This is a genomic window from Streptomyces sp. SLBN-8D4, from assembly GCF_049739545.1.
In the GTDB taxonomy this organism is placed as follows: domain Bacteria; phylum Actinomycetota; class Actinomycetes; order Streptomycetales; family Streptomycetaceae; genus Streptomyces; species Streptomyces canus_C.
This window is the reverse complement of sequence record NZ_JBMGQC010000001.1, coordinates 2,130,067-2,148,970: the sequence shown is the minus strand read 5'-3', so window position 1 is coordinate 2,148,970 and position 18,904 is coordinate 2,130,067. Positions and strand designations below refer to the sequence as shown.

Annotated in this window: 14 protein-coding genes and 2 pseudogenes; 9 read left to right on the top strand and 7 right to left on the bottom strand. The window is 71.5% G+C overall.

Annotated features, from left to right (window positions below; genetic code table 11):
• Positions 1-72: 72 nt before the first annotated feature.
• Positions 73-1,497, top strand: coding sequence for a rifampin monooxygenase (gene rox / locus RKD20_RS09575; protein WP_424877348.1), 1,425 nt, complete (start codon positions 73-75; stop codon positions 1,495-1,497).
• Positions 1,498-1,922: 425 nt separating this feature from the next.
• Here the strand turns inward: rox and RKD20_RS09570 are convergent, their stop codons facing one another.
• Complete coding sequence (locus RKD20_RS09570; RefSeq protein ID WP_028807903.1) at positions 1,923-2,267, bottom strand: helix-turn-helix transcriptional regulator; 345 nt, start codon at positions 2,265-2,267, stop codon at positions 1,923-1,925.
• Positions 2,268-2,398: 131 nt separating this feature from the next.
• Between RKD20_RS09570 and RKD20_RS09565 the strand changes: the two genes are divergently transcribed.
• Positions 2,399-3,136: an ANTAR domain-containing protein gene (locus RKD20_RS09565; protein ID WP_424877347.1), complete on the top strand. Its 738-nt coding sequence runs from the start codon at positions 2,399-2,401 to the stop codon at positions 3,134-3,136.
• A gap of 120 nt (positions 3,137-3,256) precedes the next feature.
• Here the strand turns inward: RKD20_RS09565 and RKD20_RS09560 are convergent.
• The 5 genes and pseudogenes from RKD20_RS09560 to RKD20_RS09540 form a co-directional block, all read right to left on the bottom strand.
• Positions 3,257-3,681, bottom strand: a pseudogene (locus tag RKD20_RS09560) (hypothetical protein); the annotation flags it as partial.
• A 169-nt stretch (positions 3,682-3,850) separates the two neighbouring features.
• Positions 3,851-4,837, bottom strand: coding sequence for a methylmalonyl Co-A mutase-associated GTPase MeaB (gene meaB, locus RKD20_RS09555; RefSeq protein WP_424877346.1), 987 nt, complete (start codon positions 4,835-4,837; stop codon positions 3,851-3,853).
• Positions 4,834-7,026 carry a methylmalonyl-CoA mutase gene (gene scpA, locus RKD20_RS09550; protein WP_424877345.1) on the bottom strand — a complete coding sequence of 731 codons (2,193 nt, stop codon included), beginning with the start codon at positions 7,024-7,026 and terminating at the stop codon, positions 4,834-4,836. The genes meaB and scpA overlap by 4 nt, the downstream gene beginning before the upstream one ends.
• A complete protein-coding gene (locus RKD20_RS09545) occupies positions 7,026-8,834 on the bottom strand; it encodes a methylmalonyl-CoA mutase family protein (RefSeq protein ID WP_424877344.1) in 1,809 nt (602 codons plus the stop codon). Before RKD20_RS09545 ends, scpA begins: the two co-directional genes overlap by 1 nt.
• Before the next feature lie 108 nt (positions 8,835-8,942).
• A complete protein-coding gene (locus RKD20_RS09540) occupies positions 8,943-9,821 on the bottom strand; it encodes a helix-turn-helix transcriptional regulator (protein ID WP_028807905.1) in 879 nt (292 codons plus the stop codon).
• A 102-nt stretch (positions 9,822-9,923) separates the two neighbouring features.
• Between RKD20_RS09540 and RKD20_RS09535 the strand changes: the two genes are divergently transcribed.
• From RKD20_RS09535 to RKD20_RS09510, 6 genes are all read left to right on the top strand, one after another.
• Positions 9,924-10,619: an SDR family NAD(P)-dependent oxidoreductase gene (locus RKD20_RS09535; RefSeq protein ID WP_424877343.1), complete on the top strand. Its 696-nt coding sequence runs from the start codon at positions 9,924-9,926 to the stop codon at positions 10,617-10,619.
• A gap of 252 nt (positions 10,620-10,871) precedes the next feature.
• Complete coding sequence (locus RKD20_RS09530) at positions 10,872-12,215, top strand: alpha/beta hydrolase family protein (protein ID WP_424877342.1); 1,344 nt, start codon at positions 10,872-10,874, stop codon at positions 12,213-12,215.
• 311 nt (positions 12,216-12,526) lie between these two features.
• Positions 12,527-14,779: a HAMP domain-containing protein gene (locus tag RKD20_RS09525; RefSeq protein WP_424877341.1), complete on the top strand. Its 2,253-nt coding sequence runs from the start codon at positions 12,527-12,529 to the stop codon at positions 14,777-14,779.
• A gap of 15 nt (positions 14,780-14,794) precedes the next feature.
• Positions 14,795-16,294 (top strand): poly-gamma-glutamate synthase PgsB, encoded by a 1,500-nt coding sequence (pgsB, locus tag RKD20_RS09520; RefSeq protein ID WP_424877340.1) that lies wholly within the window; start codon positions 14,795-14,797, stop codon positions 16,292-16,294.
• Positions 16,291-16,773 (top strand): poly-gamma-glutamate biosynthesis protein PgsC/CapC, encoded by a 483-nt coding sequence (locus tag RKD20_RS09515; protein ID WP_424877339.1) that lies wholly within the window; start codon positions 16,291-16,293, stop codon positions 16,771-16,773. The genes pgsB and RKD20_RS09515 overlap by 4 nt, the downstream gene beginning before the upstream one ends.
• Positions 16,774-16,817: 44 nt before the next feature.
• Complete coding sequence (locus RKD20_RS09510) at positions 16,818-17,891, top strand: NlpC/P60 family protein (protein WP_424877338.1); 1,074 nt, start codon at positions 16,818-16,820, stop codon at positions 17,889-17,891.
• Between the two features lie 89 nt (positions 17,892-17,980).
• Here RKD20_RS09510 and RKD20_RS09505 read toward each other — a convergent pair whose 3' ends face one another.
• Positions 17,981-18,109 carry a hypothetical protein gene (locus RKD20_RS09505; protein WP_424877337.1) on the bottom strand — a complete coding sequence of 43 codons (129 nt, stop codon included), beginning with the start codon at positions 18,107-18,109 and terminating at the stop codon, positions 17,981-17,983.
• A 39-nt stretch (positions 18,110-18,148) separates the two neighbouring features.
• Here RKD20_RS09505 and RKD20_RS09500 point away from each other — a divergent pair.
• Positions 18,149-18,625: pseudogene (locus RKD20_RS09500) on the top strand (ArnT family glycosyltransferase); the annotation flags it as partial.
• Positions 18,626-18,904: the final 279 nt, after the last annotated feature.

Genomic DNA, 18,904 nt, shown 5'->3' with positions numbered 1-18,904 from the left:
CTCACGGGGGGCCTTGCGGCAAGATCCCCGGCGTGCCCCACAATCTCCGTCCGAGACACGGAGGGGGATCCGATGATCGACGTGATCGTCGTCGGCGGCGGACCGACCGGACTGATGCTGGCGGCCGAACTGCGGCTGCACGGTGTGCGGGTGGTCGTGCTGGAGAAGGCGGCGGAGCCGACCGAGATCGTCCGCTCGCTCGGTCTGCACGTGCGCAGCATCGAGGTGATGGACCAGCGCGGGCTGCTGGAGCGGTTCCTCGCGCACGGGAAGCAGTCCAAGGCCGGCGGCTTCTTCGCCGCCATCGACAAGCCCTGGCCGGACCGGCTGGACAGCGCGCACGCCTACGTCCTCGGCATTCCGCAGACGGTCACCGACCGACTGCTGGCCGAGCATGCCGTCGAGCTCGGCACCGAGATCCGGCGCGGCTGCGAGCTGGTCGGGCTGAGCCAGGACGACGAGGGGGTGAGCGTGGAACTCGCCGACGGCACGCGGCTGCGCTCGCGCCATCTCGTGGGCTGCGACGGCGGCCGCAGCACCGTGCGCAAGCTGCTCGGGGTCGGCTTCCCCGGCGCACCCGCCAGGGCCGAGACGCTGCTCGGCGCGATGGAGGTGGGTGTGGCGCCGGAGACGGTCACCGCCGTGGTGACCGACGTCCGGCGCACCCAGAAGCTGTTCGGTCTCGGACCCGTCGGGGACGGGCTGTACCGCGTCGTCGTGCCCGCCGAGGGGGTGAGCGGGGACCGTTCGGTCGCGCCGACCCTGGAGGAGTTCAAACGACGGCTCCGGGCGGTCGCCGGCACCGACTTCGGCGTGCACTCACCGCGCTGGCTCTCCCGTTTCGGCGACGCCACCCGGCAGGCCGACCGCTACCGGGTCGGCCGGGTGCTGCTGGCCGGCGACGCGGCCCACGTCCATCCCCCGGTGGGCGGGCAGGGGCTCAACCTCGGCATCCAGGACGCGTTCAACCTGGGCTGGAAACTGGCCGCCGAGGTGGCCGGCTGGGCGCCCGATGACCTGCTGGACAGCTACCACGCCGAACGGCACCCGGTGGCCGCCGAGGTACTGAACAACACCCGCGCGCAGATGGAGCTGCTGTCGACCGAGCCCGGGCCGCAGGCGGTACGTCGGCTGCTGTCCCGGCTGATGGACTTCGACGAGGTGAACCGGTACCTGATCGAGCAGATCACCGCGATCGGCGTCCGCTACGACTTCGGCGAGGGCCACGAGCTGCTCGGCCGCCGCCTGCGGGACCTCACGCTCGGGCGCGGCCGCCTGTACGAGCTGATGCGCGGCGGCCGCGGACTGCTGCTCGACGGCACCGGGCGCCTCTCGGTGGCGGGCTGGGCGGACCGGGTCGACCATGTCGTCGACACCGGCGAGGAACTGGACGCCCCCGCGGTACTGCTGCGCCCGGACGGCCATGTGGCCTGGGCCGGCGAGGACCAGGCCGACCTGCTGGCCCGACTGCCCAGGTGGTTCGGCGCGGCGGCTTGAGCGCGCGATGGATGGGAGCGGCGGCGCCGGCCTGACGGCGCCCGGCCGGCCTGGCGGTGGCGTCGGTCTGACCGTGCCCGGCGTCCTGGGGGTGGTGGATGGTGGGCGGGGATGCATGGGTAGGGACGTCGACTTCCGTGTCCCGGCCGGCCTGGAGGTGGCGTCGGTCTGATCGTGCCCGGTCTCCCGGAGGTGGCGGATGCCGGGGTGGGGCGGCGGCGGATGGTGGGCGGGGATGCGTGGGCGGGGACGTCGACGATTCTGTCTCGGTCCGTCACGCTGAAAGGGGTGGAACGGCCTCGCCTTTGGTGGAGTGGCGGTGGGTGAGCGGCCGTTGTGATCGCCGGAGTGCCGTCCCGCCGAGCCTGCCCAGGCCGACGAACCTGCCGGGGCGCGGGCCGTGACAGGTTCCGTTCGCTGCGGCGTCAGGCCGGGGTGTGCCGCCGGTTGTCGAGGAGCGGGCTGCGGTCCGCCTCGTCCTGGACGAGCAGGGAGAGCAGTGACGCCACCGTCAGGCCCGCCTCGGCGGGATGGCGCAGGACCTTGCCCGGGTCGATGCGGTAGGTGTTCGTGCGCCCCTCCCGCACATGCGAGAGGTACCCGTCCTGCTCCAGATCGGAAATGATCTTCTGAACGGCGCGTTCGGTGAGCCGGCAGTGGGCCGCGATGTCGCGGATCCGGGTGCTGGGGTTGTCGGCGATCGCGGCCAGCACCCTTGCGTGGTTGGTGACAAACGTCCAGCCGGTGTGAGACTCGGGCACTCCATCCATGGCAGCAGTGTAGCGACCGAGCATTCACGTATTCAAAAACCCGAACTTTATTTCGTGTATTGGTTGACGTATGTTGGCGGCCGAAGGGAATCTGAGGCACAGAGGCAGCCGAGCACATGAGGGAGAGGGCCATGCCGGAACCTGCGCACTCGGCGCAGCCCCTCGCCACGCTGGACGCGCGCCCGCCGTGTCTGGCCACGATCGAGGCCGTGCCGGCCGGGGAGCGAACGGTGATCATCTGTCGCGGTGAGTTCGACATCGGGGCCCAGGGACTCGAGCCCGAGCTCTACGCCGTCCTCGACCGCTCGGCCACCGGTGTGGACCTGGATCTCGACGGGGTCCGGTTCTGCGACTGCGGTGGCCTCAACGTCCTGCTGAGCCTGCGCCGGGAGGCCCTCGGCCAGGGCAAGACGGTCACCGTCCGGGCGTACAGCCCGACCGTCGGACGCCTGCTGGAGCTGACCCGGGCCCGAGAGCTGTTCGTGACCGAGCATTCCGCGCGCCCCGAAGGTTTGGGAGCCGTGGAGGAACAGCCGCAGCCCATGGACGTCGATCAGGAACTGCGCCTGGAGGTCGACCAGCTGCGCCGGGCCATGCGGACCAGGCCGGCCATCGACGTGGCCCGCGGGATCGTCATGGCCTCCTTCGGGCTGAGCGCCGAGGACGCCTGGACGGTGCTCGTCACCGCCTCCCAGAACACCAACACCAAACTGCACGAGCTCGCCCAGGAGCTGATGGGCGCCATCCATGGAGCCGCGGTGCCGGAGCAGGTGCAACAGCAGATGGCCGCGGCCGTCGCCAAGGTGCGGGAGCCAGGGCCGGATCAGCAGGGGCCGGATCAGCAGGCCCCGCCGCCACCGGCCGCGTGAGTTCCGGGGGCCCCGGCCCACCGGCTATGTGAACTCCAGCGGCCCCCGTCGGACCGCCTCGCCCGCGTCGCCGGGCCGTCTCCGTCGGACCGCGGGTTCGGCCTCCCGGCCGCTCAGGCTGGTCGCCCGCGCGTGCGGCGAGTTGCTGCCACGCGCGAACTGCACGTCCTGCGCGGCGAGTTTGGCCACCCGGTCCCAGCCGTACTTCCGGACGTACAGCGAGCACAGGTAGAGGACGGCGTCGTCGTCGTGCGGGTACGACGAGGCGATCGCCGAGACGGCGACCCAGGCGCCCTGCGGGTCCCGGAACGGCGTGTGCAGCTTCGAGAACCCTGCGGGCTTGTAGTGCGGAGCCGGCCCTGCCGGCTCCAGCGGACGAAGTCCTGGAGGGTCTGGAGCTGTACGACGTCGGGGACGAGGGTGTTCGTCGCGAACTGGTTGTCGACGCGGACGTCGTGGGTCGCGGTGGCACCGGTCGCTCCGAGACCGATGGCCGCACCTGCCCCGGCGGTGAGGACACGTCGTCTGCTGAGAAAGCTGGACATGCTGCGGAGACCTCTCTGAGGGGGTGACGTTCAGAGCCCGGCGCCATGGGCGAACGCCATTCTGGTGCGGGCTCGCGCGCCTCCGCGTCGTCCGTACGGATCGACGCCCCGGCCCACGGTGGAACCCCCGTTCAACCGAAAGGATGAACGGGCCGCTCGCTCAGGGCCGTCAGCCCCCCGTGCTGCCGCCGAACGCCTCAAGGATCCGCTCGGCGGCCAGTGTGGCCGTCAACCCGCCGTCGCGGACCCGCTGTTCGAGGTCCGGTGCGAGGGACCGGACGGCCGGGTCGGCGTGCAGACGGCCGAGGAGTTCGTCCCGGACCATCGCCCAGGTCCAACCGACCTGCTGGTCCCGGCGCTTGGCGGCGAGCCGCCCGGTGGAGTCGAGGAGTGTCCGGTGCTGTTCGAGGCGTTCCCACACCACGTCCAGGCCGGTCGCCTCGCGGGCGCTGCAACTGAGCACCGGGGGAGTCCAGAAGGCGTCCTTGCCGTGCATGAGCCGCAGGGCGCCCGCCAGTTCACGTGCGGCCGCGCGGGCGTCGCGCTCGTGCGGACCGTCCGCCTTGTTGACCGCGATCACGTCGGCCAGCTCCAGAACACCCTTCTTGATGCCCTGGAGCTGGTCGCCGGTGCGGGCGAGGCTCAGCAGCAGGAAGGAGTCGACCATGTCGGCCACCGCGGTCTCCGACTGCCCGACGCCGACGGTCTCGACCAGGATCACGTCGTAGCCGGCGGCCTCCATCACGACCATCGACTCCCGGGTCGCCTTGGCCACCCCGCCGAGCGTGCCCGCGCTGGGGGAGGGCCGTACGAAGGCGGCCGGGTCGACGGCCAGGCGCTCCATCCGGGTCTTGTCGCCCAGGATCGAGCCGCCCGTCCGGCTGGAGGACGGGTCCACGGCGAGCACGGCCACCCGGTGCCCCAGCGAGGTGAGCATGGTGCCGAACGCGTCGATGAACGTCGACTTGCCCACGCCCGGCACCCCGCTGATCCCGATCCGCCGGGCCCGGCCGCTGTGTGGAAGCAGCTCGGTGAGCAACTCCTGGGCCAGTGACCGGTGTCGGGGGTGAGTGGACTCGACGAGCGTGATGGCGCGGGCCACGATCGCCCGCTTCCCGTCGAGGACACCCTTCACATACGCGTCGAGCTCGATCACTGCCCGTGCCCGAGGTCGGCCGACAGACGCTCCACCAGGTCGTAGGCCGCGTCCGGGATCACCGTCCCCGGCGGGAAGACGGCCGCCGCGCCCATCTCCAGGAGGGTCGGCACGTCCTGCGGCGGGATGACCCCGCCCACCACGATCATGATGTCCTCCCGGCCCTCCTCGGCGAGCGCCTCACGCAGCGCCGGCACGAGGGTGAGGTGACCGGCCGCCAGCGACGAGACGCCGACGATGTGCACGTCCGCCTCGACGGCCTGGCGGGCCACCTCGCCCGGGGTCTGGAACAGCGGGCCGACGTCGACGTCGAAGCCGAGGTCGGCGAAGGCGGTGGCGATCACCTTCTGGCCGCGGTCGTGGCCGTCCTGGCCCATCTTGGCGACCAGGATGCGCGGCCGGCGGCCCTCGGCCTCCTCGAAGCCGTCCACCAGGGCACGGGTGCGGTCCACGTTCTCCGACTCCCCTGCTTCGTTGCGGTACACGCCGGAGATCGTACGGATCTGGCTCGCGTGGCGGCCGTAGACCTTCTCCAGGGCGTCGGAGATCTCGCCGACGGTGGCCTTGGCGCGGGCCGCGACCACGGCCAGCTCCAGCAGGTTGCCCTCGCCGTCGGCGGCCCGGGTCAGCGCGTCGAGCGCGTCCCGGCAGGCGGTCTCGTCCCGCTCCGCGCGCAGCCGCCGCAGCTTCTCGATCTGCTGGGTGCGCACGGAGGAGTTGTCGACCTTGAGGACCTCGATCGCCTCGTCGGTCTCGACGCGGTACTTGTTGACACCGATGACGGGCTGGCGGCCGGAGTCGATACGGGCCTGGGTACGGGCCGCGGCCTCCTCGATGCGCAGCTTGGGGATGCCGGCGTCGATCGCCTTGGCCATGCCGCCCGCCGCCTCCACCTCCTGGATGTGCTGCCAGGCGCGGCGGGCGAGGTCGTACGTCAGTCTCTCGACGTACGCGCTGCCGCCCCACGGGTCGATGACCCGGGTGGTGCCGGACTCCTGCTGGATCAGCAGCTGCGTGTTGCGGGCGATGCGCGCCGAGAAGTCGGTGGGCAACGCCAGTGCCTCGTCGAGGGCGTTGGTGTGCAGCGACTGCGTGTGGCCCTGGGTCGCCGCCATCGCCTCGACACAGGTGCGCGTGACGTTGTTGAACACGTCCTGCGCGGTCAGCGACCAGCCCGAGGTCTGCGAATGGGTACGCAGGGAAAGCGACTTGGGGTTCTGCGGGTCGAACTGCCTGACCAGCTTCGCCCACAGCAGCCGCGCCGCCCGCAACTTGGCGATCTCCATGAAGAAGTTCATGCCGATCGCCCAGAAGAAGGACAGCCGGGGCGCGAACGCGTCCACGTCCAGGCCGACTTCGCGTCCCGCGCGGATGTACTCGACACCGTCCGCGAGGGTGTACGCCAGCTCCAGGTCGGCCGTCGCGCCCGCCTCCTGGATGTGGTAGCCCGAGATGGAGATCGAGTTGTAGCGCGGCATCCGCTGCGAGGTGAACGCGAAGATGTCGGAGATGATCCGCATCGACGGTTTCGGCGGATAGATGTAGGTGTTGCGGACCATGAACTCCTTGAGGATGTCGTTCTGGATGGTCCCGGCCAGCTTCTCGGGCGGTACGCCCTGTTCCTCCGCGGCCACGATGTACAGCGCCAGCACCGGCAGCACGGCGCCGTTCATCGTCATCGACACGGACATCTTGTCCAGCGGGATCCCGTCGAACAGCTGCCGCATGTCGTAGATCGAGTCGATGGCCACGCCCGCCATGCCGACGTCACCGGTCACGCGCGGGTGGTCGCTGTCGTAGCCGCGGTGCGTGGGCAGGTCGAAGGCGACCGACAGGCCCTTCTGGCCGGCCGCGAGGTTGCGGCGGTAGAAGGCGTTGGACTCCTCGGCGGTGGAGAAGCCCGCGTACTGGCGGATCGTCCACGGCTGGTTGACGTACATCGTCGGGTACGGGCCGCGCAGATACGGGGCCACGCCCGGGTACGTCTCCAGGAAGTCCAGGCCCTCCAGGTCGGCGCCGGTGTACAGCGGCTTGACCTCGATGCCCTCCGGCGTCTCCCACACCGGTTCGGCGCCCTGGGTGGCCTGCTTCACGGCCGTACGCCACTCGTCGGCACCGCCGTCGGCGGCCGGGGTCCCCAGCTCGATTCCGGTGAAGTCGGGAACGGAAGGGCCGGCGGGGGCGGTCATCAGGACACTCCCATGCGGTCGAGGGTGGCGGTGAGCACGGCGACGGCGTCGCAGCCCGCGAAGACGTAGGAGTCCACGCCGGGGTACTGCCCGGGCCGCCCGGCGAGGAACACGTGCCGCGCCCCCGCCGACTTGAGGGTTCCCGCGACCTCGTCGGCCCGCTCCTCGTACAGGGCGTCGCTGGAGCACAGGCAGACCTCGGTGGCCCCGCTCTCCTCGAAGGTGCCCTCGGTGACGGGCTCGATGCCGCCGGCCTGGAAGAGGTTGGCGGCGAAGGTCAGGCGCGCGGTATGGGCGGCGGCGGGACCGAGCGCGGCCAGGAAGACCCGCGGCCGGGATCCGGTCGTCGCGAGGTGGGCGTCGGAGCGGGCGCGCAGTTCCTCGTACGCCTCGTCGCGCCGCACGCGGGGCAGGCCGCCGGTGCGGGGCTCGGGCGCCGGGGCGCGCTGTACGGGCTTCTCGCCGAGGTGCGGGAACTCGCTGACGCCGGTGACGGGTTCGCGCCGGGTGGCGAGCTTCTTGGAGCGCTGCGCCCACGTCGTGGCGAGGTCGGTACGCAGCCGGCCGGAGCGCAGGACGGCCGCCTGGCCGCCGTCGCGTTCGATCGTCCGGAAGAACCGCCACGCGGCCTCGGCGAGTTCGTCGGTCAACCGCTCCACGTACCAGGAGCCGCCCGCCGGGTCGATGACCCGGGACAGGTGCGACTCCTCGACCAGGATCGTCGAGGTGTTGCGGGCGATGCGGCGCGCGAACGCGTCCGGCAGGCCGAGCGCGTGGTCGAAGGGCAGCACAGTGACCGCTTCGGCGCCACCGACCCCGGCGGCCAGGGTGGCGATCGTCGCGCGCAGCATGTTCACCCACGGGTCACGGCGGGTCATCATCACGGGCGACACCACGGCGTGCTGTGCCTGCGCACCGGCGCCGGGCGCCCCGCACACCTCGGCGACTCGCGCCCACAGCCGGCGCGCGGCCCGCAGCTTGGCGATCGTCAGGAACTGGTCGGCCGTCGCCGCGTACCGGAACTCCAGCTGGGCGCAGGCCTGTTCGACACTCAGCCCGGCCTCGGTCAGCCCTCGCAGATAGGCGACACCGGTGGCGATCGAGGCGCCCAGCTCCTGCGCGGCCGAACCGCCGGCCTCGTGGTACGGCAGCGCGTCCACGGTGACCGCCCGCAGCCCCGGGTACTCCTCGGCACACCGCCGCGCGAGCGGGACGACGGGGGCGAAGTCCGACACCTCGCCGGTACGGGCCTCGTGGCCGAGCGGGTCGGCGCCGAGGCTGCCGCGCACGGCCTTGCCGTCGATGCCGCGCTCGCCGTAGATCCGCAGCAACTCCTGTGCGGCGGCCGGGAATTGGTCTCCGGCGTCCAGGACGACCGGTGCGAGGTCGAGGTAGACGCCGTCGAGGACCTGGCCCAGCGAGTCGACCGGGATGCCGCCGTCGCCCGCGACGAGCCACAGCGAGGTGACGCCGTTCTCCAGGTCCGTGAGCACCGCGGCGTTGTCGGCGACCGCGTGCCGCTGCCGTACGTCCCAGCCGCCGGTGGTGTTCCCCTCGGCGCGGGCGCCGCGCACGAACGGCGCGAAGCCGGGGAAGCCGGGATCGCGTGCGGCATCGTGCGCGGTGTACAGGGGACGGGTGCGCAACCCGTCCTCGAGCGCGGTGGACAGGGCGTCCTCCGCTGCCGCGCCGGAGACTTCCTTGCCCGACTTGCGCAGGACACCCGCCACCAGGCTGTGCCACTGATCAAGGTTCGCGTCAGGGAACTCGGCGGCCAGCGAGAGCCCGTCGTCAGGCAGGACCGTCATGCTCGGATGCTAGGCCAGATCGTCGAACGAGCAGCAGAGGGCACGGCTGTGACCTTGCCCGCAACGAGACTGTGACCCCGGTCTCCCACGGCCGGAAGCGGGCGTCCGTCACGGCGTGGAGAGCAGGCCGGGTCCCTGCGGCGAGGGGCCGTCCGCGCCTGCGCCGCTGGTGACCCGGAGGAACTCCAGCTTCTCCGCGTCGGCGGAACCCGCGGCCACCGTGTAGACGACGAGGCGGATGTCGCAGCCCGGGACGGTGAGGACGTCGCAGTCGCAGGTCACCTCGCCGACCTGGGGGTGCAGGACGGTCTTGCGGGCCGAGACGTGCGGACCGACCGCGCCCTCGTCCCACAGCCGGGCGAACTCCGCGCTGGTGGACCGCAGTTCCTCGACGAGGCCGATCAGGCCACGGTCACGTGGATAGGTGACGAGAGCCGTGCGCAGATCGGCGACGAGGGCGGTGGACAGGGCGTCGCCGTCCTGCAGCACGGGCCAGGCCGCGAGCCCCGAGGGTCCCGTGGCGAAGACCGCCCGCACCAGGTTGCGCTCGACGGGAGTCCGGGCGCCGGGGTCACCCAGGAGCGCCGCCCAGGAGGGGGTCCAGGACAGCAGGGTCCAGTCGGCGCTGAACACGCCCACGGGATACTCCCCGAGACGAGCCAGCATGCGCTGGACCCCCGCCGGGACATGCGTGGAGATCGTCCCTTCCTGGGGAGGGAGGAGGCCGGCCAGCCGATAGGCGTAGTCGCGCTCCACGGGCTGCAGTTGCAGTGCCCTGGCCAGGCTCGCGACGACCTGTGCCGAAGGACTCGTCGCGCGTCCCTGCTCCAGCCGCACCACGTAGTCGACCGACAGCCCCGCGAGGTCGGCGAGCTCCTCGCGACGCAACCCCGCCGCACGTCGTCCGGGCCGCGAGGGCCGTCCGACGTCGGTGGGAGAAAGCCGGTCGCGCCAGCGGCGCAGTGCCGTGCCAAGGGTCTCGTCCACGCGACCATTGTGGCCGTCGTACGCCCGTTGTGCCTGGTACCGGCAGTCCTACCGTCGCGGGGGGCACTGGCTGGCCCCTCGTCGCGGCCCGAGAGTGAACGCATGACCACAACCTTCATCACCGGAGCCAACAAGTCCCTCGGGTACGAGACCGCCCGCCGCCTGATCGAGGCCGGCCACACCGTCCTCGTCGGCGCCCGCGACGACGAGCGCGGCAAGGCCGCCGCCGACGCGCTCGGTGCCCGTTTCGTCCGGATCGACGTGACCGACGACGCGTCGGTCGCCGCGGCCGCCGCCGACGTCGCGGCTCGCGAGGGCGGCATCGACGTCCTGATCAACAACGCGGGTGTCCTCGGGCCGCACCTCCCCGCCGACCAGCTCACGGCCGCCGACGCGAGCGCGGTGTTCGACGTCAACGTCGTGGGGATCGTCCGGGTGACGCACGCGTTCCTGCCCCTGCTGCGCAAGTCCGCGCATCCGGTCATCGTGAACGTGTCCAGCGGCATGGGGTCGTTCGAGCTGACCCACGACGCCTCACGCGCCGAGGGCCGGGCCCTCGCACCGCTCTACACCGCGTCGAAGGCCGCCGTGACCATGCTGACCACGCAGTACGCGAGGTCCTGGCCGGAGGTGAAGGTGAACGCGGCCGACCCCGGCTACACCGCGACCGACTTCAACGGGCACAGCGGCCCGCAGACCGTGACGGAGGGGACCGACGCGATCGTCGCACTCGCCACCATCGGTCCCGACGGACCGACGGGAACCTTCCGCGACCGCCACGGCGACGTGGCCTGGTGAGACCTGGACTCGATGTACTGCTACGTCAATCCGGTGGGTTCGGGTGCGAGTGGTCCGTGAGGGCGCCGGGAGGGCTTGCGGGGGTCCAGGCCGTTGGGGCGTATCAGTCCAAGGGGTGCCAATGCGCCCGCGTGCCGTACAGGAGGTCGCCCTGGCAGCATCCCGGGCGTGTGCGCCGGCCCGCCGTCGCAGCGATACGGTATGCGGCAGTCGATCGCACGTTCTACGATCGCTGACCAACAAGGGGGTTCCATGAAACACCGCCGTCCGCGGCCCCGTCGTAGAGCCGTCGCCAGAGCGGTCGGTTCGGCGAGTGTGCTGGCCGTCGCGCTGGGTGTGGGGGTGACGCCGGCTATAGCCGCCGGGAAGACGTCAGCCACGCCTACGGCCACCGGGTTCTCGCCTGACGAGTCCGACCCGGACACCAACTGGGCGCCCGAGAACGACGAGGCGCCGCTGACCAAGAAGTCCGTACGCCCTGAGGCGCTCGCCTCCAGCCGCACGGCCGCGTCCCCGCTGCAGCTCAAGATGCCCGCCCCGACCGGGCCGAACAGCGTGGGCATGGTCGGCCTGCACCTCGTCGACTCGTCCCGTACGGATCCGTATGTGGGCGGCAAGCGCGAGGTGATGGTGTCGCTGTGGTATCCGGCCACCGCCACGTCCGGGCACTATCAGGCGCCGTGGATGCCGTCGATCTCCGGGGGCCACTACCTCTCCACGCACGGGATGTCGCCGCAGCAGGTGACCCTGCCGAAGACCGCGGGGCATGTCCTCGCGCCGGTGAAGACCTCGCTCGGCAAGCTGCCCGTCCTGCTGTACTCGACCGGGCTGCACTCGGACCGCGCACAGGGCACCGCGCTCGCCCAGGACCTCGCCAGCCGCGGCTACCTCGTCGTCACCGTCGACCACACCCACGACGCCAACGAGGTGCAGTTCCCCGGCAACCGGCTCGAGCTCAACAGGATGGCGCCGGGCACACACTCCTCGGACACGCTCAAGGTTCGCGCGGCCGACATCAAGTTCGTCATCAACCAGCTCGGCAAGATCAGCACTGGCGGCAACCCGGACGCGGGCCACGCGACGCTGCCCACCGGGCTGAAGCAGTCGGTCGACATGTCCCGTATCGGGATGTTCGGCTGGTCGCTGGGTGGTGGGGCGGTCCCCACCGCCATGCAGCTCGACAAGCGGATCGGCGCCGGTGCCAACCTGGACGGCCAGTTCTTCGGAACCGCGCCGAGCAAGGACCTGGACCGCCCCTTCATGCTCTTCAGCTCCGGCACCCACAACCGCAACAACGACTCGTCGTGGCGCACGATGTGGTCGCACCTGAAGGGGTACCGGGTCGACATCAAGCTCAAGGGTGCGGCGCACCTGTCGTTCTGCGACCAGGAGTGGATGGTGCCCCAGGAGGCGGGCCTGCTCGGGCTCTCCAAGTCTCAGATCGAGCAGCAGTACGGCACGATCGACCCGAGTCGGGCCGTCCAGGTCCAGCGCGTCTATCTCGCCGCCTTCTTCGACCAGACGCTGCGTCACAAGCACAGCACCCTGCTCGACGGGCCCTCCGACAAGTACCCGGAGATCTCTTTCGTCCGCTGACCGGAGAGCGGACCGGGCAGCTGAGCCTGCGCTTCGAAGGGCTGGGCCTGCTTGCAGGTCCGCCCTTCCGCGTGCCGGGGCGGTATGTATCGCCGCCGCCGGCTCGGTGTTCCCGTGAATTCGAATTAACACGTACGTCACATGGGGCGAAAGCGTGATGGTTCTGTGGCGGGCGGGGGCTAGGATGTTCGTTCTATCGAACACATGGGCGCTCGACGCCAGTTGAGGAAGGACCTCCCCTGCCCTCCGCACCACGGGCGCCGCGCCGACACCGCATTCGTCGCCGCGCCGATATGCCGATGCTGGGCGGGGTGCGCCCGCCGACAGCCTCGCTTGTTGTACTCCTGCTGGTGGTCGCCGCCCTGACCGTGATCGGCCTCGGCAGTCTCCACACGGCGGGTCTCCCGCAGGCCGTGCCGAACGAGGAGCAGCAGATCGCCGCGGACACCGCGCAGTCGCTGCGCACCGCGATCGACACCGAGGCGAGCACGGTACGCCGTACCGCGAGCGCGTACCCGGCGACGGGCGCATCGACCCCCGCCACCACGCTCAAGGCGCTGACCTCTGCGGGGAAGGCGGTCCTCGGCGGTGCGCTGCTCGACCGGCGCACCGGCAAACTGCTCGCGGCCGGCGGCGAGACGGTGCCACTGGCCGCGGTGGACGTCGTCAGGACGGTGTCCGGGGCCCGGGCGGTCCCGCCCCGGCTGGTGACGTCGGCCGGCACCCGGCGCCTGCTGTACTTCGCCAGGGTCACGCTGCCCGCGCAGCAGGAGGAACCCGACCAGGACCAGTACCAGGCACCGAACCGGCCCGAGCGGCAGTGGCTGCTGGTGGTCTCCGAGGCGCTCCCGTCCCTGGCCGCGTACGGCGACGGACGCACCGCCGCGGTGCTGGACGCGAGCGGCACCACACTCGCCACCGCGGCCCATGGCAAGGTGTCGCCGGCCGCCGCCGACAGCGGCCTGTCCGCGGCGGCGGCCCGCGCGGTGCAGGGATCCGAGGCCGGCACCGACGCCTCCGGAAGCCTGCTGGGTGCCACCACCGACAGCCGGCGCACCGTGGCCGGCTGGGCCCAGGTTGCCTCGGCGACCGGTCCGGGCGACACCGACGACCTCGGTCTGGTGGTGCTCACCTCCCGTGCGGTGCCCACCACGACCACCACCGCCGACTACTCGCGCTTCGCGCTCGGGGCCGCCGGGGCGCTGGCCGGAGTCGCGCTGCTGCTCGGGCTGGCGCTGTACTTCTCCGTGCAGCGGCCACTGCTGCGGCTGTATCTGTCCGCCGGCCGCCTGGCCCGGGGCGCGACCGGGGACGGGCCGACCGCGCGGGCGGAGCTGTCCCGGCCTGTTCCGGTGCATGGCTTCGGAGAACTGGCCCGGATCGGGCGGGCCCTGGACTCACTGCGCCGGCAACTGCTCGGCGAGAGCGGCCCGCAGGAGTTCCCGGCCCGGCGCGGACCGGGCTACCGGGCGCTGGCCGTGGTCTGCGTGGTCGTGGTGGGCTGCTGGGCGCTGCCGATGATCTTCCTGCTGAATCGGGCCGACGCCGCGACCGCGGTTCCGGCTCCGGTTCTCGCCGACCAGCAGGCGCGCACCGAGATCGTGGCGAACCGGATCCGGCAGTCCCTCGACCAGTCGTACACCGACCTGAGCGCCGCGGCCGCAAGCCTGCCGGGCCGGAGCCGGGCCGCCCAGACCGAGGCTCTGCGACACTCCCTCGACGACCACAGGCAGTACCGCTCGCTGTATCTCCTGGACCGCTCGGGGGGCATCACGCTGAGGGTGGGCGCCACGCCGCTGCGCACCCGGGTCCACGTGCCCGCCGGCGGCGGGATCACCACCGTCAACACCTCGGGCCGGATCCCGGCGATCGCCGCCTACGCCCAGGTCCGGGCCGTCAAGGGCAAGGCCAAGGCGGCCGGGGTGGTCCTGTTCGGCGAGATCGACGTGAAGGCGCTCAACTCCATCCTGCCCAGGCCGAAGCTGGGCAGCGTCTGGGTGACGGACGGCGAGGAGAAGGTGCTGGCGGCAAGCGTGGGCTACCGCGCCTTCCAGTCGCTGCCCGACTCCGGCCTGACCCGTCTCGCCCGCGCCACCCAGAGCGCCCCGGGGACCCCGGGCACCGCGACCTCGGCGGTGCACCTCACCTCCTCCGGCCCCTCGGTCGACGCCGCCGCGCCGCTGGCGCAGAGCGGCCCCACGGCCCGCCTCGGCTGGCACGTGGTGACCGCGGAGCCCGCGGCAGCGCTCCAGATCCCCGCCGTGCAGGCCGAGCAACGCACCATGCTCGCCGGCATCCTGGGGCTCGCCATGGGCGCGGCCTGTCTGGGCTGGCTTCATGTCGTGGTGATCCGGCCGCTGCGCGCGGTCGCCGTACTCGTCGAGCGGCTCGCCGGCGGAGACCGCCGTACCGTGCTGCATCCGGTCAACCACGACGAGATCGGCTCGGTCACCCGCAGCCTGGAGCTGATCCGCCAGGCGCTGGCGGAACGCGACCGGGCGGCCAGATCCCGCCCCGCCCCCGGGCCCTCCCGGCCCCTGCGCGAGAACACCCTCCAGCGGTAGAAGGACGGAATCGGCTTGCTCTTCCTCTATGTCATCGTCCTGCTGTGCTGCGCCGGGCTGTGGATCGCCGGAATCCTGGAGCAGCGGCGGCACTTCGCCTCGCTGGAACAGATACCGACGCGGGTGCTGGTCAACGGCATCCGCGGCAAGAGTTCGATCACCCGGCTGTGCGCGGGCGCGCTGCGTGGCGGCGGCCTGGTCACGGTGGCCAAGACAACCGGCACCGCGGCCCGGTTCATCCATCCGGATGCCACCGAGGAACCGGTGTACCGCAAGTTCGGCATCGCCAACGTCGTCGAGCAGATCGGCATCGTCCGGCGGGCGGCGACCTACCGGCCGGACGCCCTGGTGATCGAGTGCATGGCGGTGATGCCGGCACTGCAGGAGATCAATCAGGAGAAGCTGATCCGTTCCACGATCGGCGTGCTGTGCAATGTCCGCGAGGACCATCTGGAGGAGATGGGGCCCACGCTGGACGACGTCGCCCGCTCGCTCTCCCGCTCGATGCCGGTGGGCGGGGTGTGCGTGACGGCGGAGAAGGACCGGCTGCACATCCTCCAGGAGGAGGCCGACAAGCGGAACTGCCGTCTGATCGCGGTCGATCCGGAGTCGGTGACCGACGCCGAACTGCGCGGTTTCAGCTGGTTCACCTTCAAGGAGAACGTGGCGATCGCACTCGCCGTCGCCGAACTGCTCGGCGTGGAGCGGCAGACCGCGATGCAGGGCATGTGGGACGCGCCGCCCGACCCGGGCGTGCTGTCGGTGGAGCGCTACGTCACCCCCGAGGGCAAGAAGCTGCGGTTCGCCAACGTCTTCGCGGCCAACGACCCCGAGTCGACGCTGATGAACGTGAAGCAGCTGGAGGATCTGGGCGCGATCAGACGGCCGATCAACGCCGTCATCAACTGCCGCCCGGACCGGGTGGAGCGCAACGGCCAGATGGGCGCCATCGTCCCCGACCTCGGTGCCGAGACGGTGTTCCTGATCGGCCACCCGACCAAGAGCGCCCGCGACGCGATTCCGGACGGCTTCACCGGGCGAGTGGTGGATCTCGGCGGCGACCGCCGGGACCCCGAGGAGCTGACCGCGGCGGTGCTCGCGGAACTCGGCCCGGCCTCCTCGCTGGTGGCCATCGGCAACATCCACGGTCAGGGCGAGCGGTTCCTGGAATGCCTCGCCGAACTGCTGCTGGACGACTCCGAGGACCTGTTCGACGCCGTTCCCGACGGCGACGGCCTGGACCAGGAGACCATGCAGATCGCCCTGCCCCGGCCGCGGGTCTCGGTGGCCCGGCCGCCCGAGCCGGAGCCGTACAGCTGGGTGGCACCGCTGGAGACACCGACGTACGCCCTCCGCATCCCCGAACAACGTGACCTCGCCCGTCGGTTCGCCGCCCGCCACGGCCGGTCCGACGACCAGAGTGCCGCGGACGACCCGCACCACCCCCACGACCCGCGCCACCCCCACGACCCGCTCCACTCCTACGATTCGCCCCAGGCCACGAGGAACCCGTGATCCCCGCCCACCTCAATGCACAGACCGCCGCACTCGGGATCGCCCTCGGGCTGATCTTCTCGCTCATTTGCTATCTGACCACCAACCTCTCCCCCGGGGGAATGATCACCCCGGGCTGGATCGCCCTCACACTCGTCACCGAGGTGCGGATGGCCGGTCTGATGGTCGGTGTGGCGGTGGCCACGTATTTCATGACGAAGCTGCTGCAGCGCACCGTGATCCTCTACGGCAAGCGGCTGTTCGCCGCCGTGGTGCTGTGCGCGGTGGTGATCCAGACCACCGTGATGCTCGCCCTCAACCACGAGTTCCCGCTGCTGTACACGTCACAGACCCTTGGCTTCATCGTCCCCGGCCTGGTCTCCTACCAGATGGTCCGGCAGCCCATGGCGGCCACCGTCATCTCGACCACGGCGGTGACGCTGGCCACGTACGTGGTGCTGGTCTCCGGCCTCTTGATGGGCGCACTGCCCACCGGCTGACCTGCCCAACCCCCTCTCACCTCACACTTCCAGGAGGATCGGCCATGCACTCCAACCCCGTCGGCAGACGCAGCAGCCCGACTCGCCGCGCCGTGCTCGGGACCATCGCGGGCGTCGCGGCCGCCGGGGTGGTGGGCGGATACGCCTGGGACCACCTCGGACACGGCAGCGACGACAGCGCCAGTACGGCCGCCGACGGCGCGAGCACCCGGCCCACCGGGCCCCACACCTTCGAGCGCCTGTCCGACCCCGACCGCACCGTGGTCCGCGCCGCCGACGGCGGCACGCTCGCCACGTTCACCGACGGAGCCCGTACGGCCGTACTCACCGGACCCACCCGCACCTTCAGCGAGCCGCGGACCACCGAGGCCAAGGTGAGCACGGACGCCTGGGTGCGGCTGCTGCCGCACGAGTGGCAGCGGGGCATGGAGAAGTCCGCCTCGTTCAAGGCCTGGTTCCGCAAGGCGCTCGGCGACACCAGCCCGGACGTCTTCGCGGTGGCGTTCGAGTACAGCAGCGCCGGGGCGCCCGACAAGCACAACGCCGCAGGCGTGCGCGTCGCGGGCACCGCCCATTTCGGCCCGCGCAACGACGAGGTCAAGAACCCGCTGGACTTCGCCTACTACGACGAGAAGTCCGACTTCTACGACTATCTGGGCATCAAGTGGGACTTCCCGGACGGCACGCGCGTGCAGCCGGAGAACGACCGCTACGGCTGTGTGGACTGCTCCGGCTTCCAGCGTCTGGTGTGGGGCTACCGCATGGGCATGCCCCTGCACAACACCAACACCAAGGGCACTGGTCTGCCACGCCGCGCCTACGCCATCGCCGCCTACGGTCCCGGCCACGTGGTGATCCCGCACACCGGCACGCGGCAGGCCACCGACCTGGACGCCCTGCAACCCGGCGATCTGGTCTTCTTCGCCATCATCAAGGACCGGCCGGACTTCATCGACCACGTCGGCATGTACATGGGCCTCGACGAGCAGGGCCGGCACCGCTTCTACTCCAGCCGCTCCGCCGCCAACGGCCCGACCATGGGCGATCTGTCGGGCCACGCGCTGCTGGACGGCACCGACTTCTACGCCCGCGGCTTCCGGGCGGCCCGCCGCCTGTGATCCCGCCGCCCGCGCACCGCCGCCTCACCTGACCTGCTGATCCGAGGACCACCGCCATGACCGCCACCCCCACCGTCCGGCCCACCGGATCACACCGCGGCCGCCGACAGCCCGGCCCCCGCTCCGGCCTGCCGGAAGACGCCCCGCGCTGGGAGCGTCCGGCGCTCGCCGCGGTGCTGGTCCTCGCCACGGCGCTCTACTCCTGGGGTATCGGACACGCCGCGCTCCACCCCTTCTACGGTGCGGCGATACGGTCGATGGCCGACAGTTGGAGAGCCTTCTTCTTCGGCGGGCTCGACGCGAGCGGTTCGATCAGCATCGACAAGCTGCCCGGCGCCTTCTGGCCCGACGCCGTCTCCGTCTGGCTCTTCGGCCCGCACACCTGGGCAGCGGCGCTTCCACAGGTCGTCGAGGGCGTCCTCACCGTATGGCTGCTGCACCGGATCGTACGGGCCTGGGCCGGTCCGTTCGCCGCGCTGATCGCCGCGCTGACACTCACCCTCACCCCGGTCACCGTGGCGCTCAACCGTGCCACCATCCCGGACACCGCGCTCACCCTGCTCCTGGTGGCGGCCGCCGGAGCGCTGCAGAAGGCGGTGCGCACCGAGCGGCTGCTGCCACTGATCACCTGCGGGATCTGGGTCGGGCTCGCCTTCCAGACGAAGATGCTGCAGGCGTGGCTGGTGCTGCCGGTCTTCGCCGTGGTCTACCAACTCGCCGCGCCCGGAACCCGGCTGAACCGGGCCCTGCGCCTCCTGCTGGCCGGTGCGGTCGCCCTCGCGGTCTCCTGCTCCTGGATTCTGATCGCCTGGGCGACACCGGCCGCGAGCCGCCCGTACCTCGACGGAACGTCCGACAACAATCCGTTCGCTCTGGTCTTCGGCTACAACGGCCTGAGCCGTTTCAGCAGCGATTCCACCGCGTTCGGCGCCGTCGCGGGCACCGCCGCCAGCCGCACCACCGGCAACACCGGCTGGGACATGCTGATCAACCACACCGTCGGCCCGCAGGTC